This is a genomic window from Sphingomonas sp. OTU376 (assembly GCF_038440415.1).
Classification (GTDB): Bacteria; Pseudomonadota; Alphaproteobacteria; order Sphingomonadales; family Sphingomonadaceae; genus Sphingomonas; species Sphingomonas kyeonggiensis_A.
On the sequence record NZ_JASATQ010000027.1, the window covers coordinates 19,826 to 35,106 of the forward strand.

Genomic DNA, 15,281 nt, shown 5'->3' on the forward strand with positions numbered 1-15,281 from the left:
CTGCCTGCGCCCGCCACCGCTTCAGGGCAGACCCAAGGGTCAATTGCGGCGGAACTGCCAGTTCACTCCACCGGAACCGCGAACCGAGAGCACGCCGGCGGCCAGCGAATAGCGATAGGTCTCGGTGATGGCCGCAACGGCGCCAGTGCCGCTCTTGCCGCAGCTGCTCCGCCAGGTCTCGGTGCCGCCGCTCGTCGCGAAACTGATCTTGCCGCCCGCGATCGATACGCGCCCCTGCTTCACCTGGTCGATCGTCCGGGCGCAACGCGCGCCCTCCGGCTGCACCTTGGTGATGCGCCAGCTATAGCCGCCGTCAGGGCGGATCGACAGGTTCATGCGGCGGTCGACACGCATTGGCGTCGCTTCGGTGACGATCGTGGTATTGGTATACGAGCCGGTGCCGACCGTCCCGCCCAGGCTGGTGCCGTAGTTGGGCGTCATGCTCGGCTGCAGCTTGAACTTCGGCGCGATCACCAGTTCCTGCCCGATCGAGGCCTGGGACCAGCTGCCGGCGAGCTCTGGTTCGTCGCCATTGGCCCAGACCGTCGCGGCGGCGAACAGTGCAGGGACGACGAGCAGCGTGACAAGGACAGGGTAGGGCTTCATCGGGGCGACTCCGGACAGGGACGACGCCTGTCCGGTGCAGCCATGGCGACGGAAACCCAGCCGGCATCGACCAAGCCGGTCGCCGGCGCTGCGAAGCCTGCCCGCTGCGATTAAATCGCCGGCTTCCAGTCCCAGCCGAGCGGATCGCCGTCCATCACCTCGATACCGGCGGCCGCAAGCGCATCGCGGATCGTGTCCGAGCGCTGGAAATCCTTCACCAGCCGGGCTTCCTTGCGCTCGACCAGACGATCCTCGATCTCCTCGGCGGTGATCGTCGCACCGGCGGGGCGGACGCGGAGTTCCTCGCGGGTCAGCTCGAGCAGGCGCAGGCCGAGCACCGCATCGAACGCAGCAAGGCCGGCGAGGCGATCGGCGGGCGACAGCTTCTTCTCGGCGAGCATCTCGTCGAGCGCGGGCAGTGCCTTGGGCGTGTTGAGATCGTCCGACACTGCCTCGTCGAGCCGCTCCAGCCAGTTGACCGGAGCAGTGCCGTCTCCCTCGGCTCGCGCCTTGAGCGCGCTCACCGTCATCACCAGTCGCTTGAGGCGGGTGAGGGCGGCGGCGAGGTTCTCGGCCGAGAATTCCAGCTCGCTGCGGTACTGCGCCGAAAGGCACATCAGGCGATAGGCGAGCGGATGCACGCCCGCGTCGATCAGCGACTGCAGCGTGGTGAAGCCGCCCTTGGACTTGGACATCTTGCCCTGGCGGTCGACCAGGAAGTTGTTGTGCATCCAGAAATGCGAGCCGGTATCCGAGCAACCGCAGAACGCCTGGTTCTGCGCGATCTCGTTGGGGTGGTGGATCTCACGGTGATCGATGCCGCCGGTATGGATGTCGAACGGAGCGCCCAGATATTTGATGCTCATCACCGAGCATTCGAGGTGCCAGCCCGGCGCGCCTTTGCCCCAGGGGCTGTCCCATTCCATCTGGCGCTGCTCGCCCTGCGGCGACTTGCGCCAGATCGCGAAGTCCTGGGGATGACGCTTGCCGGCCACCGGATCGATCCGCCCTTCGGCTGCGTCATCCTGGTTGCCGGCAAGGCGGCCATAGTCGGGCACGCTGGTCGTGTCGAAATACAGGCCCGACTCGAGCTCGTAGCAATGCTCGGGCGCGATCTTCTCGGCGAAGTCGATCATCTCGGCGATGTGATCGGTCGCCACCGACCAGCGGCTCGGCTGGCGGATGTTGAGATCCGAAATGTTCTGCTTGAACGCTGCGGTGTAATGCGCGGCGATGTCCCAGATGCTCTTCGCCTGGGCCTTGGCCGCCGCTTCCATCTTGTCGTCGCCGGCATCGGCGTCGCTGGTCAGGTGGCCGACATCTGTGATGTTGATGACATGGGTGAGGGGATAGCCCTTCCAGGTCAGCACCCGGCTCAGCGTGTCGGTGAAGACATAGGCGCGCAGATTGCCGAGATGGGCGTAATTATAGACCGTCGGCCCGCACGAATAGACGCGTACGCCTTGCGCGGGGTCGAGCGGCTGGAAGGATTCCAAACTGCGGGTGAGCGAATTGTAAAGCGTGAGCTGGGCGCCGGTCATTCCGGAGGCATTAGCGGCTCGCGCCCCGGCTGCAAGCCTCAGGCGGGTTCGGCCACGGTCTCCACCGTCTCCACCGCCTGTTCCAGCGCGGCGCGGACCATCGCGTTCCAGATCAACGCCGGATCATCCCCCGCCTCGCGCCCGGCCGCGACCATCTCGCGAGTCGGCTCGCGCAGGGTACGCAGGATCGCCATCGCCCGCTCGACCTCGACCGGCCAGATCCGCTCGACCATGAGCCCGACCGGTTCCACCGGTTCCTCGAACGCCTCGCCATTGGGGCTCAGCATCTCGGCGGCGATCACGCGCGCGATCCGCTCGACGGGCGAGGTAACGGAAACATCGGTCATAAGCGTTCCTGTTCGCGGAGTTCAGACCCGCGGAAACGCATGAGCAGGCGGGAGGTTCAGGCGGCCAACGCCGCCTCGCCCTGGCGACGGATAAGACCATTGCCGGAACTGCCCCCCGCCATCAGCGGCAATGCCGTCGCGCAGAACGCGCATTCAGCGGTCAGCCGGCCGATGACCCAATGGGATCCCCCGCAGCCCGGACAATAATTCTGCTGCTGCGGACGATACGCGACACGATAGCCGGTAAGAGCGTGTCGGATGCCGAAATCGTACATGCCTCGTCTCCCGATAATCGGGAGGTCAACGGCACGGAATCGTGATTTGTTCCGCGTGCGGGTCGGTACGTCGCCGACGGGCCGTGCGAATCCGTAGATGAGTTGCAGGAAAGCCACACCGGCACAGCCAAAAGGTGACGCGTCATGGTGGGGAAATAGAGTGGAGGCCCGAGCCGGAATCGAACCGGCGTGCAAGGATTTGCAGTCCTCTGCGTCACCACTCCGCCATCGGGCCTCGGAGCGAGGGGCGGCAATGCGCAGGTGCTTGCGGTCCTGTCAACATTGCAGTGCAAAAATAGCTGCGCGCATTGCTTGGCGAAGCCATATGAAGGGGATACAAGCCGCCTACAGAAACAGTGTATTGCACAACTAATACGGTTGTGCCAGATATCCGGAGTGATGATGGCTCTTTCGGTCGATACCGCGCCTGCCGAGGCGAACCGCTTCGAAGTGATGCGCCACGCGATGGTCGCCAGCCAGCTGCGCACCAACGCGGTCAATGATGTTCGCGTGGTCGAGGTGATGGCACGCGTTCCGCGCGAGGACTTCCTGCCGGAAGAGAATCGCGCGATCGCCTATCGCGACACGCTGCTGCCGCTGCCCGGCGGCCGCAGCCAGAACCTGCCGCTGGCGACGGGCCGGCTGCTGACAGTCGCGAATGTCCGCCCGACCGACAAGGTGCTGCTGATCGGCGGCGCCGGTGGCTATGCCGCCGCGCTGCTCGCCGACCTCGCCACGTCGGTGGTCGCGGTCGAGGAGGAGCCGGCCCTGGCCGCGCTCGCCCGCACCGCGCTGGCCGGCTATGCCAATGTCGAGCCGATCGAGGGTCCGCTGGCCGCCGGCCACGCCTCGGAAGGCCCATATGATCTTCTGGTGGTCGATGGCGCGGTCGAGGAGCTTCCCGCCGCGCTGCTCGACCAGCTCAAGCCCGATGGCCGCGTGGTCACCGGTATCGTGGATCGGGGCGTCACCCGTCTCGCCACCGGTCAGCGGACCGAGGGGGGCTTCGGCCTCACCGACTTCGCCGACATCGAATGTGCAGTGCTTCCTGGTTTCGAACGCCTACGAACCTTTAAATTCTGATCTGAAGAAGAGGCTCATGCGAATTTCCTCTCTGTTCCTGGGCGTCAGCCTTGTTGCGATTGCCGTGCCTGCTGCCGCGCAGACCACGACGACGCGTTCGGGCACCAGCACGCCCGTACGCGTCGAAGTCGGCACTGCGGCGCCGGCCGAGGCCGCGCAACCGACGACGACGCTGCGCGATGCACTGGTTCAGGCGTACAACACCAATCCGGGCCTCCAGTCGGACCGCGCCACCCAGCGCGCGAACGACGAGAATGTCCCGATCGCACGAGCCGCGGGCCGTCCGGGCCTGAACGGCACCGCGTCGGTCACCGACAGCATCTATGACAGCGACGCGCTTTCAGGTCCGTTCGCCGGGCCGACCCGCCAGGGCCGCGCCGGCCTCAGCGTCTCGGTGCCGGTCTATTCGGGCGGCGCCGTGCGCAACTCGGTGCGCGCAGCCGAAACCCGCGTCGATGCCGGCCAGGCCAGCCTGCGCGGTTCGGAAGCCCAGCTCTTCACCGATGCGGTGACGTCCTATGTCGATGTGCTGCGCTTCGAGGCGATCGTTCGCCTCAACCAGCAGAACGTCCATGTGCTGGAGGTCAACCTCCAGGCGACTCGCGACCGGTTCGAAGTCGGCGACCTGACCCGCACCGACGTCGCCCAGTCGGAAGCCCGCCTCGCGCTTGCCCAGAGCCAGCTGCGCACCGCCGAAGCCGGGCTGATCGGTTCGCGCGAAAACTATATCCGCATCATCGGCGCGCCTCCGGGCGTGCTCGCCCAGCCGCCGGCGCTGCCGAACCTGCCGGGCGACGTGCAGGATGCCGAACAGGCCGCGATCGCGAGCAATCCGGACCTCGAGGCGGCGCAGAAGCAGCGCGATGCCACCGCGTTCGACGTGCGTGCCGCCAGGGCGACGCGCTCGCCCCAGGTCGCGCTGACCGCGAGCAGCAACTATTATAATTATCTCGGCTCGCTGAGCGACCAGCTGCACGCCGCGAACGGCATCAACGCCAACGGCATCGCGAACAGCGTCGGCGCCCAGGTGACGCTGCCGATCTTCCAGGGCGGCCGCCCGGCCGCGCAGGTCCGTCAGGCCCAGGCGCGCCGTGCCGCGGCGATGGAAACCGTCACGCTCACCGAGCGCGGCGTGATCGCCCAGGTCCGCTCGGCCTATGCGAACTACCAGTCCTCGCTGCGGGTGATCGAATCGACCCGCGTCGCGGTCGATGCCAACAAGCTCAGCCTCGAGGGCGTCCGCGCCGAGAACAGCGTCGGCACCCGCACGATCCTCGACATCCTGAACGCGGAGCAGGAACTGCTCAACAGCCAGGTCAATTATGTCACGGCGGAGCGCGACGCCTATGTGGCCGGCTTCCAGCTGCTGGCGGCGATGGGCCGGGCCGAGGCACGCGACCTTAACCTTGACGGCGGGCCGCTCTACGACCCCGAGATCAACTACAAGCGCGTGAAGAATCGCTGGTCGGACCGCAACGACGATCCCGAGCCGCAGACGGTGGGCACCCGCACCAACCAGACGCCGGTGCAGACACCGGATGTCAGCGGCACGTCGCTCGACCCGGTGCTCCAGCGCACCGACACCACGCGGCCTGTTGACATTAACCGTAAAAAGCCGTGATTACCCCACCCCGGGGCTTGCAGGAGTAGCCGGTTGATGGGGGACATCAGTAGCGAACCGTCGATGGAGGAGATCCTTTCCTCCATCAAGCGCATCATCGCCGAGGAAGGCGATGCTGCCATCGCGACGCGTACGCGTCGTGCCGGTCGCGCGACGACGACGGTGGCGGACAAGTCCGCCACGGTTGACGAGATACTTGAGCTGAGCCAACCGGTCGAAGACGACAGTCTGGAGACGCCGACGCCGATGTCGATGGGTTCACCCACGCAGCCCGAAGCTCCCGCCAAGAAGGTTGTCGCGCCCGCCGCCGCGGCACCGGTCGAGCAGCCCGCCGAACCGATCGTGTCGGAGAGCGCCGCACAGGCGACTCGCGGCCCGCTCGAAGCGCTGTCGCGCATGGTGGTGAAGCCGGAAGTGACCGGCTCGGACACGCTGGAGGGCATGGTCCGCTCGATGCTCAAGCCGATGCTGAGCGATTGGCTCGATGCCAACCTGCCGCGTCTGGTGGAAGACATGGTCGCGAAGGAAATCTCGCGAATCACCGGGCGGTAACCGGCTGTTTTCCAATCCCACGACTAATCCGTCATCCCGGCGAAAGCCGGGATCTTAGGCGATTGTGGAAAAGAGCCGCACGAGATCCCGGCTTTCGCCGGGATGACGAAAATGGCTGGTTTGATGGTGCTGGCCGATTGTAACGCCCGCAACCTTCCGGCTATCCTCGTGGCCATGAAGCACATCCTGCTCGCGAGCGTTACGCTCGCCGCCACCACCGCGCCCGCGCTGGCGCGTGACCTCACCATCCAGGACGTCGCCACCATGTCGCGCGTCGGCGCGCCGGCGGTGTCGCCCGACGGCCACTGGCTCGTCTGGCAGCAGCGCGAGACCGATCTCGCCGCCAACAAGGGGCGCTACGACCTGTGGCGCCTCGACCTGACGGTGAAGGGCGCCAAGCCCGAGAAGCTCGTGGCGGAAGCGGATGTCAACGAGACCAGCCCGCAATTCTCGGCCGACGGCAAGACCGTGTGGTTCCAGTCGGACAAGGGCGGCGACGATGCCGTGTGGGGCGTCGCCATCACCGGCGGCACCGCGACCCAGCTCACCCATATCCCGGGCGGGTTCAGCGGGTTCAAGGTTTCGCCCGACGGCTCGAAGCTGCTCGTCTGGGCCGATCGCAAACCCGGCGCGCCCAGCCTCGAGCCGGCGATGGTCAAGAAGGACCCCAATGCCGGCTCGGGCCGCACCTATGACCAGCTGTTCGTGCGCCACTGGGATACATGGTCGAACGGCGAGCGCTCGCAGCTGTTCGTGCTGCCCTTCGGCCCGAACGGCGCCACCGGCAACGGCACCCCGATCGTCGGCAGCCTGATCGGCGACACGCCTTCCAAGCCGTTCGGCGGCGGCGAGGAACTATCGTGGAGCGCGGACGGCAAGACCGTCTACTTCGCGCTGCGCGAGGCGGGGCGGATCGAGTCCAAATCGACCAATCTCGACATCTTCGCGGCGCCCGCCGACGGCAGCTCGGCGCCGGTCAACCTGACCAAGGCGAATGAGGGGATGGACAACCTCCCGACCGTTTCGCCGGACGGCAAGTGGCTCGCCTATTTCTCGATGGCGCGGGCAACCTATGAGGCCGATCGCCAGGTGCTCCAGCTGCGCAACCTCGCCACCGGCGAAGTGAAGGCGCTGACCCAGGCCTGGGATCGTTCGGTCGGCTCGATCGCCTGGGCGCCGGATTCGAAGACGATCTACGTCACCGCCGAGGATACGCAGGAGAACCCGATCTGGTCGGTCGATCCGAAGACCGGCAAGGTCACCCGGCTCACCCAGCTCGGCAATGTCTCGGCGATCGTGCCGACCAAGGGCGGCGTGGTCTATTCGATGAACAGCCTGACCGCGCCCGACGATTTCTACGCGCTCAAGGGCAAGGCCAGCACGCGGCTGACTTCGGTCAACGCCGAGAAGCTTGCCGGCATCGACCTGCCCAAGGTCGAGCGGTTCAGCTTCACCGGTGCGAACAACGACACTGTCTGGGGCTATTCGGTGAAGCCCGCCAGCCTGGCCGAGGGCAAGAAGGCACCGATCGCCTTCATCGTCCATGGCGGTCCGCAGGGTTCGAGCAACAACAGCTGGTCCTATCGCTGGAACCCGGCCGTGTTCGCCGGCGCCGGCTATGCGGTGGTCGCGGTCGATTTCCACGGCTCGACCGGCTACGGCCAGGCCTTCACCGACGCGATCCGCAACAATTGGGGCGGCTGGCCGCTCGAGGACCTGCAAAAGGGCCTCAAGGCCGCGACGGACAAGTTCGCGTATCTCGATGCCGACAATGCCTGCGCGCTCGGCGCCTCCTATGGCGGCTACATGATGAACTGGATCGAGGGACAGTGGCCCGACCGGTTCAAGTGCATCGTCCAGCATGACGGCGTGTTCGACGCCCGCGCCATGGCCTATGAGACCGAGGAACTGTGGTTCGACGAGTGGGAACATGGCGGCAAGGCCTATTTCGAGGACCCCGCCGCGTTCGAGAAGTGGAACCCGGTCAATCATGTCGACAAGTGGAAGACCCCGCAGCTGGTGATCACCAGCGAGAAGGACTTCCGCATTCCCTATACCCAGGGCCTGGCCGCGTTCACGGCGCTCCAGCGCCGCGAGATACCGTCCAAGCTGCTGGTGTTCCCGGACGAGAACCACTGGGTGCTCAAGCCGAAGAACTCGATGCAATGGTATGGCAATGTGCTCGGCTGGCTGGACCAGTATACCGGCAAGACCGCGCAGTAATTCGCTCGGAAATGGCTTGAAGTCCGTTAGCTAGCAGGCTGCGTATCGGGTAGTTGATCCCCCTTGTCTTTGGGGGAGACACCTGATGCGCAGCCTGCTCGCCATTCTGTTCCTGCTTTCCACCAATCTGGTCGTCGGGCCGGCGCTGGCGCAGGACGGTGTCCTTGTCGCCAACGAGCAGGACGGCGTATTCGTCGCCAATGAAACAGCCGCGCCGGTGGATGCGGCCGCGCCGCAAGCCGCCATTCCACCCCAGGCGAACCAGCCCGACGCCGATGCAGGTGATCCGGAAGCGCCGCAGGTGATCACCGAATCGGGCAAGGCGCTGATCGTGCTGTTCGTGCTCGCGGCGATCCTCGAATCCGCCCTGGCATGGTTCTTCAACCTCGGCTTCGTCGCGGCCTTCTTCAACGGGCGGAACATCAAGCCGATCCTTTCCTGCCTGTTCGCGCTGGCGGTGACCTTCGGCTTCCAGTCGGTGCTGCTGATCGAGCTGTTCGCGAACTATGGCTATGACACCGGCGGTGCCGATGCGCATTTCCTCTGCCGGCTCATCGAATCGCTGGTGCTCGCGGGCGGCAGCGCGGGGGTGAACCGCCTGCTGCGCAACCTGGGCATCCGCCCCGTCGATCCGGTTGCCGAGCGCAACCCGGTGCCGCAGCCGCTGGATGCCTGGATCGCGGTGGAGCATCGCCGCATCGACGCCAGCGGTCCGGTGGACGTCGAGATCGGCACGGCGGGGGAGGGCGGCGCCACCAACTGGATGATCGCCGGCCAGATCACCGGCGCCAGACCGCTCACCGGCTTCGCGAAATGGCTGCTGCGCGACCGCAGCCGCTTCCCGGCGAGCGGCGGCTATGTCGTGACGCCGGGCGTTCCGATCAGCGTGCGCCTGTCCTGGACCAAAGCCGACGGCACGATCGTCCATTCGCCGGTCTGGGGACCGAACGCGCTGGCCGACCGCGCCATCGTCGACATCGACCTCGCGCTCTAGCGCGGGGAAGCTAGCCCAGGATCGTGTTCGCGCCGATGCCGAGCGCCAGCGACGGCCACAGCATCATGAGGATGCCGGCCAGGCTGGCCAGGAACACGATCGTCCGCAGCACCGGCACGCCGGCGGCGTAGAGCGGCAGGTAGACGATCCGCCCGCCCAGCCAGAGCAGGGCGCCGAGCTGGGTCCAGAAGGTCTGGGTTCCGGTGATGCTCAGCGCGACGACCGCGATGATCGCCAGCGGGAAGGTCTCGAAGAAATTGGCCTGGGCGCGGCTCATCCGCCCGACGATCGGGGCGGGGGGCGGCAATTCCTCGTCACGGGCGCCCATGTTCCATTTGGTGCCATATTGCCGGGTCTTCACCTGCGCGGCACCGAAGATGTGCACGAGCGCCAACAGGCAGCTCCACACCAGCACGGTCATTTCCAGACGCATCATCGCCTCCCTCCTCGGCTCGGTCGTTACGCATTTGTATCAACAACCTGCATCATCCGCGAGTTTTGTATCGACCCGGGGCCCGGCTCGCCGCTAAAGCCGCTCGATCATGAGCGAACTCCCCAAGACCTTCGACCCCGCCGAACTCGAATCCCGCTGGTACCAGCACTGGGAAGCCAATGGCCTGTTCCGCCCCGAGCGGGATGGCGCCGATCCCTGGACGCTGGTCAACCCGCCGCCCAACGTGACCGGTAGCCTGCATATCGGCCATGCGCTCGACAATACGCTGCAGGACATCCTGGTCCGCCATGCCCGGCTGAAGGGCAAGGACGCGCGCTGGGTGGTCGGCACCGACCATGCCGGCATCGCGACCCAGATGGTCGTCGAGCGCCAGATGAACCTCAAGCAGCAGAAGCGCACCGACTTCACGCGCGAAGAATTCGTCGCCAAGGTCTGGGAGTGGAAGGAAGAGAGCGGCGGCGAGATCACGCAGCAGCTCCGCCGCCTCGGCTGCTCGATGGACTGGGCGAACGAGCGCTTCACCATGGACGAGGGCTTCTCCAAGGCCGTCCTCAAGGTGTTCGTCGAGCTGCACAAGCAGAAGCTGCTCTACCGCGACAAGCGCCTGGTGAACTGGGACCCGGGCCTCGGCACCGCGATCAGCGACCTCGAGGTCGAGACGAAGGACATCAAGGGCAGCTTCTGGCACCTGAAATACCCGCTCGCCGACGGCTCGGGCTTCATCGAGGTCGCGACCACGCGCCCCGAGACGATGCTGGCCGACATGGCGGTGGCCGTGCACCCGACCGACGAGCGCTACGCCGCGCTGGTCGGCAAGCAGGTCCGCCTGCCGATCACCGGTCGCCTGATCCCGATCGTCACCGACGAGCATGCCGATCCGGAGCTCGGCTCGGGCGCGGTCAAGATCACGCCGGGGCATGACTTCAACGACTTCGAGGTCGGCCGCCGCGCCGGGATCGAGGCGCGCGACATGCTCAACATGCTCGATACCAAGGCCCGCATCACCCAGACGTCCGACGGGCTGATCCCCGACGACCTGCTCGGCATCGACCGGTTCGAGGCGCGCAAGCTGGTGGTCGCGCGGCTGAAGGAAGAAGGCTTCCTGATCCCGCATGTCGACAAGGACGGCGAGGAGCATGACGCCGAACCGCGCACGATCGCGACGCCGTTCGGCGACCGCTCGGGCGACGTGATCGAGCCCTGGCTGACCGACCAATGGTATGTCGATGCCGCGACGCTGGCCAAGCCGGCGATCGAGGCCGTCCGTTCGGGTGCGACCAAGGTCGTGCCTAAGAGCTGGGAAAAGACCTATTTCAACTGGATGGAGAACATCCAGCCTTGGTGCGTCTCGCGCCAGCTCTGGTGGGGCCACCAGATCCCGGCCTGGTTCGACGCAGACGGCACCGCCTATGTCGCGGAGACCGAAGCGGAAGCCCAGGCACAGGCGGGCGAGGGCGTTGCGCTCACCCGCGATCCCGACGTGCTCGACACCTGGTTCTCCTCGGCGCTCTGGCCCTTCGCGACGATGGGCTGGCCGGAGAACCCTGATCCCACGCTCGGCGGGCGCTATCCCAATGACGTACTGATCTCGGGCTTCGACATCCTGTTCTTCTGGGATGCCCGCATGATGATGCAGGGCTTGCAGTTCATGAAGGCAGTGCCCTTCAGGACGCTGTACCTGCACGGCCTGGTCCGCGCGGCGGACGGGCAGAAGATGTCCAAGTCGAAGGGCAACGTCGTCAATCCGCTCGGGCTGATCGACAATTACGGCGCCGATGCGCTGCGCTTCTTCATGGCGGCGATGGAAAGCCAGGGCCGCGACATCAAGATGGATGAGAAGCGGATCGAGGGCTATCGCAACTTCGCGACCAAGCTGTGGAACGCCGCGCGCTTCGCCCAGTCGAACGGCATCTCGGCCTCGACCACGATCGAGGCGCCCGAGGCGAACCTCGCGGTCAACCGCTGGATCATCGCCGAGACCGTCGCCACCGTGCAGGCGCTCGACCTGGCGCTGGCCGACCTGCGCTTCGACGAAGCGGCGAACACGATCTACCAGTTCGTCTGGAGCCGCTTCTGCGACTGGTATCTCGAGCTCATCAAGCCGGTGCTGCAGGGTGAGGGTTCGGAAGGCGTCGAGGAGACCCGCGCGGTCGCCGGCTGGGTGCTCGACCAGATCCTGGTCATGCTCCACCCATTCATGCCCTTCATCACCGAAGAGCTATGGTCGAAGATGGGCCCGCGCGACTATGAACTGATCGTCGCCAAGTGGCCGATGGCCGATGCCCGTGCGCTCGATCCCTCGGCCGCGCAGGAGATTGACTGGCTGATCCGGCTCGTCAGTGAGATCCGCGCCGCCCGTACCGAACTGAACGTGCCGCCAGGTGCTCGCCTGCCGGTCTTCGTGCGCGATGCCTCGGGTGAAACCACCGCCCGGCTTGGTCGCCAGGAAGCAGCGCTGGCGCGTCTGGCGCGCGTCGATCAGGCTTCGGGCGAGGTGCCTGCCGGCGGTTCGCTGCAGATCGTCGTCGACGAAGCGACCTTCGTGGTGCCGCTCGGCGACGTGGTCGATATCGAAGCCGAGAAGACCCGCCTCGCCAAGGCGATCGCCGCGGCGGAGAAGGAGCGGGACGGGCTTGCCGGTCGCCTCAACAACCCGAGCTTCGTCGAGAAGGCCAAGCCCGAGGCAGTCGAGAAGGCCCGCGCCGATCATGCCGAAAAGGCAGCCGAGGCCGAGCGGCTGAGCGCGGCGCTGGCTCGTCTCGGTTAAGCTCTATTCCGTCATCCCCGCGGAGGCGGGGGTCCATTAGCAGTGATATTGCGGCCCATCCGCGATGCCAGCCAGAATGGATCCCCCCCTTCGCGGGGATGACGATGCCTATTTGGCGTCAGACCTAACCATTCCAGCAAAGCTCCCGATACGGGACGCCGTTAACCAAGCTTCGCAATTTCCCTGCTGCGGTGCAGCGTCTTTAACCAACTTCGAGTCGTAATCCCTCGGAGTTCTCCATGAGCCGCTTCCTGATGTCCGCCGGCGTTGCTGCCGTGGCGCTGTTCGCCGCTGCACCCGCTTCCGCCCAGTCCGTCGCCGGGCTCGATGCGCTGCGGACCTGGAACCTGGTGGTGCTCGGCGACCTGACCTCCTCGTCGGAAGTCGAGGGGCGTACCTTTGTCGGCGGCAACCTCAACGGCAATTCTTCCAATTATCAGATCGCGAATCCAACCCCGAGCCCGCTCGGCATTCCCGGCCTCACCGTGGTCGGCGACGTCAACGGATCGACCAAGAACCTCAACAACGGTTCGGGCGCGGTGATCGGCGGCAACGTCAACAGCGGCTTCAACCTGAACGGCGCGGCGCAGACGGTGAAGGTCGGCGGCACGATCGCCAACACCAACGTCAACCAGAACACGGTGCAGTCGGGACTTGCGGCGAGCGATCCCAGCTTCTCGGTAAACCTCAAGCAGCAGGGCAGCCTGCTCAGCTCGAGCCTGACCGACCTGTCCAAGACGCTCGGCGGCCTCGACGCGAACAGCAACCTGGTGATTGCCGGCAATCGCGGCACCTTCAACGCCACGCCGAATGCAGATGGGGTTGCGGTGTTCAACATCAGCGCGGCCGATCTCGACAAGATCGGCGAGATCCAGTTCAACCTGAACGGCGCGGACACCGCGATCGTCAATGTCAGCGGCGGAAACGTCAACCTGAACGACAATTTCCTCGGCGGCACCCAGGGGCTGGGCGAGCATGTCATCTGGAACTTCCCCGACGCCACCACGTTGAACGCCAGCACCGCCTGGGGCGGCTCGGTCCTCGCGCCCACGGCAGCGGCGACCACGGGCAACTACATCCAGGGTTCGGCGGTGTTCGGCAGCCTGACCCAGAATGGCGAGTTCCATCTCGGCACCTATACCGGCACCTACAACCCGCCCAGCACCGGCACCCCCGGCGGTGGCGGCCCTAGCCCGATCCCGGGCGAGGCGGTCGGCCTGTTCGCACTGGGTGCGATCGGCCTGTGGGCCACGCGTCGCCGACGCACTCGGGTAGCTTGACCTGAACGCCGGCCAATGCTGGTGAAGGGCAGGCGGGCAGTTTCTCTTCCCGCCCAACCGAAGCGAGCATCATGGCCGGCCCTCCTCCCAGACACGACCTGACCCAGGGCCCGATCGGCCGCACCCTGCTGCTGTTCGCGCTGCCGACGCTCGGCTCGAACATCCTCCAGTCGCTCAACGGCTCGATCAACACGATCTGGGTCGGCCGCTTCCTCGGCGAGCAGGCACTGGCCGCGACGGCCAATGCCAATATCATCATGTTCCTGATGTTCTCGGCGGTGTTCGGCTTCGGCATGGCCGCGACGATCCTGATCGGCCAGTCGATGGGCCGCCGAGATGTCGAGGCTGCGCGCCGTGCCTTCGGCTCCGCGATCGGGCTGGTGATGGGCGGCGCCTGCCTGATCGCCATCATCGGCTGGGTCTTCGCTCCTCAGATCCTCCGCCTGCTCGCCACGCCGGGCGAGGCGCAGCAGATGGCGCTGGCCTATCTGCGGGTGATCTTCCTAGGCCTGCCATTCTCGATGCTCGGCGTGCTGATCCAGATGAGCCTGCGCGGCACCGGCGACTCGATCACGCCGCTGTGGTTCATGGTGCTGAGCGTGATCATCGATGCAGGGCTCAACCCGCTGCTGATCGACGGGATCGGGCCGTTCCCGCGCATGGGCATCGCCGGCTCGGCCACCGCCACGCTGATCGCCGGGATCGTCTCGAGCCTTGGCCTGCTCGCCTATGTCTATTGGCGCGACCTGCCGGTGCGGCTGCGCGGACCCGAGTTGCGCTACCTGATCCCCGAAGGCGCGCTGGTCCGCACGATCGTCGCCAAGGGCCTGCCGATGGGGGCGCAGATGCTGGTGATGTCCACCGCCGGCCTCACCATGGTCGGGCTGGTCAACCGGCTCGGCGTCGATACCGCCGCGGCATATGGCGTCTCGCAACAGCTCTGGACCTATATCCAGATGCCCGCGATGGCGATCGGCGTCGCGGTATCGGGCATGGCCGCCCAGAATATCGGCGCGGGCAAATGGGATCGGGTCGGCGCGATCACCCGTTCGGGGCTGATCTTCAACACGATCGTCACGCTGATCGTGATCGTCGCGATCATCCTGTTCGATCGCCCGGTAATGGCGCTGTTCGTCGGTTCCGAGAGTCCGGCCATCCCGATCGCCCGCCATATCCAGCTTCTCGCCAGCTGGACCTTCCTGATGTTCGGCGCGACGATGGTGCTGTTCTCCACCGTGCGTGCCAATGGCGCCACCGTGCCGCCGCTGGTCATCCTGGCGTTCACCCTGTTCCCGATCCGCTTCGGCTTCGCGTTCTTCGGCCAGCGCTGGTTCGGCACCGATGCGCTATGGCTTTCCTTCCCGATCGGATCGGCCTTCTCGCTGCTGTTCGCCTCGCTCTATTACCGGTACGGCGGCTGGCGATCGCAGGTGCTGGTGGTGCCGCCCGAGCCCGAAAAGGTCGAGGAAGAGACGCTGGCGACCACCGAACCCGCCGGACGCTTGCAACCCAATTGCTGAGGGCGCATCAGCCCCAGC

Annotated in this window: 13 protein-coding genes and 1 tRNA gene; 8 read left to right on the forward strand and 6 right to left on the reverse strand. The window is 66.1% G+C overall.

Going from position 1 to position 15,281, the window contains the following annotated elements:
• Window positions 1-39: 39 nt before the first annotated feature.
• The 5 genes from AAHM44_RS12980 to AAHM44_RS13000 form a co-directional block, all read right to left on the reverse strand.
• On the reverse strand, window positions 40-606 hold the full coding sequence (locus AAHM44_RS12980) for a hypothetical protein (RefSeq protein ID WP_269575303.1): 567 nt from the start codon (window positions 604-606) through the stop codon (window positions 40-42).
• A 110-nt stretch (window positions 607-716) separates the two neighbouring features.
• Window positions 717-2,147: a cysteine--tRNA ligase gene (gene cysS, locus AAHM44_RS12985; RefSeq protein ID WP_269575304.1), complete on the reverse strand. Its 1,431-nt coding sequence runs from the start codon at window positions 2,145-2,147 to the stop codon at window positions 717-719.
• 38 nt (window positions 2,148-2,185) lie between these two features.
• On the reverse strand, window positions 2,186-2,494 hold the full coding sequence (locus AAHM44_RS12990; RefSeq protein ID WP_342250238.1) for a hypothetical protein: 309 nt from the start codon (window positions 2,492-2,494) through the stop codon (window positions 2,186-2,188).
• Window positions 2,495-2,550: 56 nt separating this feature from the next.
• Window positions 2,551-2,769, reverse strand: a complete 219-nt coding sequence (locus AAHM44_RS12995) for a hypothetical protein (RefSeq protein WP_269575306.1) — start codon at window positions 2,767-2,769, stop codon at window positions 2,551-2,553.
• A gap of 161 nt (window positions 2,770-2,930) precedes the next feature.
• Window positions 2,931-3,004: transfer RNA gene (locus AAHM44_RS13000), tRNA-Cys, on the reverse strand.
• 164 nt (window positions 3,005-3,168) lie between these two features.
• On the opposite strand from AAHM44_RS13000, the gene AAHM44_RS13005 reads away from it, so the two are divergent.
• The 5 genes from AAHM44_RS13005 to AAHM44_RS13025 all read left to right on the forward strand — a co-directional run bounded on the left by AAHM44_RS13005 (window position 3,169) and on the right by AAHM44_RS13025 (window position 9,242).
• Window positions 3,169-3,852 (forward strand): protein-L-isoaspartate O-methyltransferase family protein, encoded by a 684-nt coding sequence (locus AAHM44_RS13005; RefSeq protein WP_269575307.1) that lies wholly within the window; start codon window positions 3,169-3,171, stop codon window positions 3,850-3,852.
• A gap of 16 nt (window positions 3,853-3,868) precedes the next feature.
• Window positions 3,869-5,473 (forward strand): TolC family outer membrane protein, encoded by a 1,605-nt coding sequence (locus AAHM44_RS13010; protein WP_269575308.1) that lies wholly within the window; start codon window positions 3,869-3,871, stop codon window positions 5,471-5,473.
• A 36-nt stretch (window positions 5,474-5,509) separates the two neighbouring features.
• On the forward strand, window positions 5,510-6,025 hold the full coding sequence (locus AAHM44_RS13015; protein WP_269575309.1) for a DUF2497 domain-containing protein: 516 nt from the start codon (window positions 5,510-5,512) through the stop codon (window positions 6,023-6,025).
• Window positions 6,026-6,199: 174 nt separating this feature from the next.
• Window positions 6,200-8,248 (forward strand): S9 family peptidase, encoded by a 2,049-nt coding sequence (locus tag AAHM44_RS13020; protein WP_342250239.1) that lies wholly within the window; start codon window positions 6,200-6,202, stop codon window positions 8,246-8,248.
• Between the two features lie 85 nt (window positions 8,249-8,333).
• Window positions 8,334-9,242, forward strand: a complete 909-nt coding sequence (locus tag AAHM44_RS13025; protein ID WP_342250240.1) for a hypothetical protein — start codon at window positions 8,334-8,336, stop codon at window positions 9,240-9,242.
• 10 nt (window positions 9,243-9,252) lie between these two features.
• On the opposite strand, the gene AAHM44_RS13030 is transcribed toward AAHM44_RS13025, so the two are convergent.
• The gene (locus AAHM44_RS13030; RefSeq protein WP_342250258.1) at window positions 9,253-9,675 is read right to left on the reverse strand and encodes an MAPEG family protein; all 423 of its coding nucleotides are present in this window, start codon (window positions 9,673-9,675) and stop codon (window positions 9,253-9,255) included.
• A gap of 109 nt (window positions 9,676-9,784) precedes the next feature.
• On the opposite strand from AAHM44_RS13030, the gene AAHM44_RS13035 reads away from it, so the two are divergent.
• The 3 genes from AAHM44_RS13035 (at window position 9,785) to AAHM44_RS13045 (ending at window position 15,263) form a co-directional block, all read left to right on the forward strand.
• Window positions 9,785-12,463, forward strand: coding sequence for a valine--tRNA ligase (locus AAHM44_RS13035; protein WP_342250241.1), 2,679 nt, complete (start codon window positions 9,785-9,787; stop codon window positions 12,461-12,463).
• Between the two features lie 239 nt (window positions 12,464-12,702).
• On the forward strand, window positions 12,703-13,743 hold the full coding sequence (locus tag AAHM44_RS13040; protein ID WP_342250242.1) for a choice-of-anchor A family protein: 1,041 nt from the start codon (window positions 12,703-12,705) through the stop codon (window positions 13,741-13,743).
• A gap of 71 nt (window positions 13,744-13,814) precedes the next feature.
• A complete protein-coding gene (locus AAHM44_RS13045) occupies window positions 13,815-15,263 on the forward strand; it encodes an MATE family efflux transporter (RefSeq protein ID WP_342250243.1) in 1,449 nt (482 codons plus the stop codon).
• The last annotated feature ends 18 nt before the right edge of the window (window positions 15,264-15,281 follow it).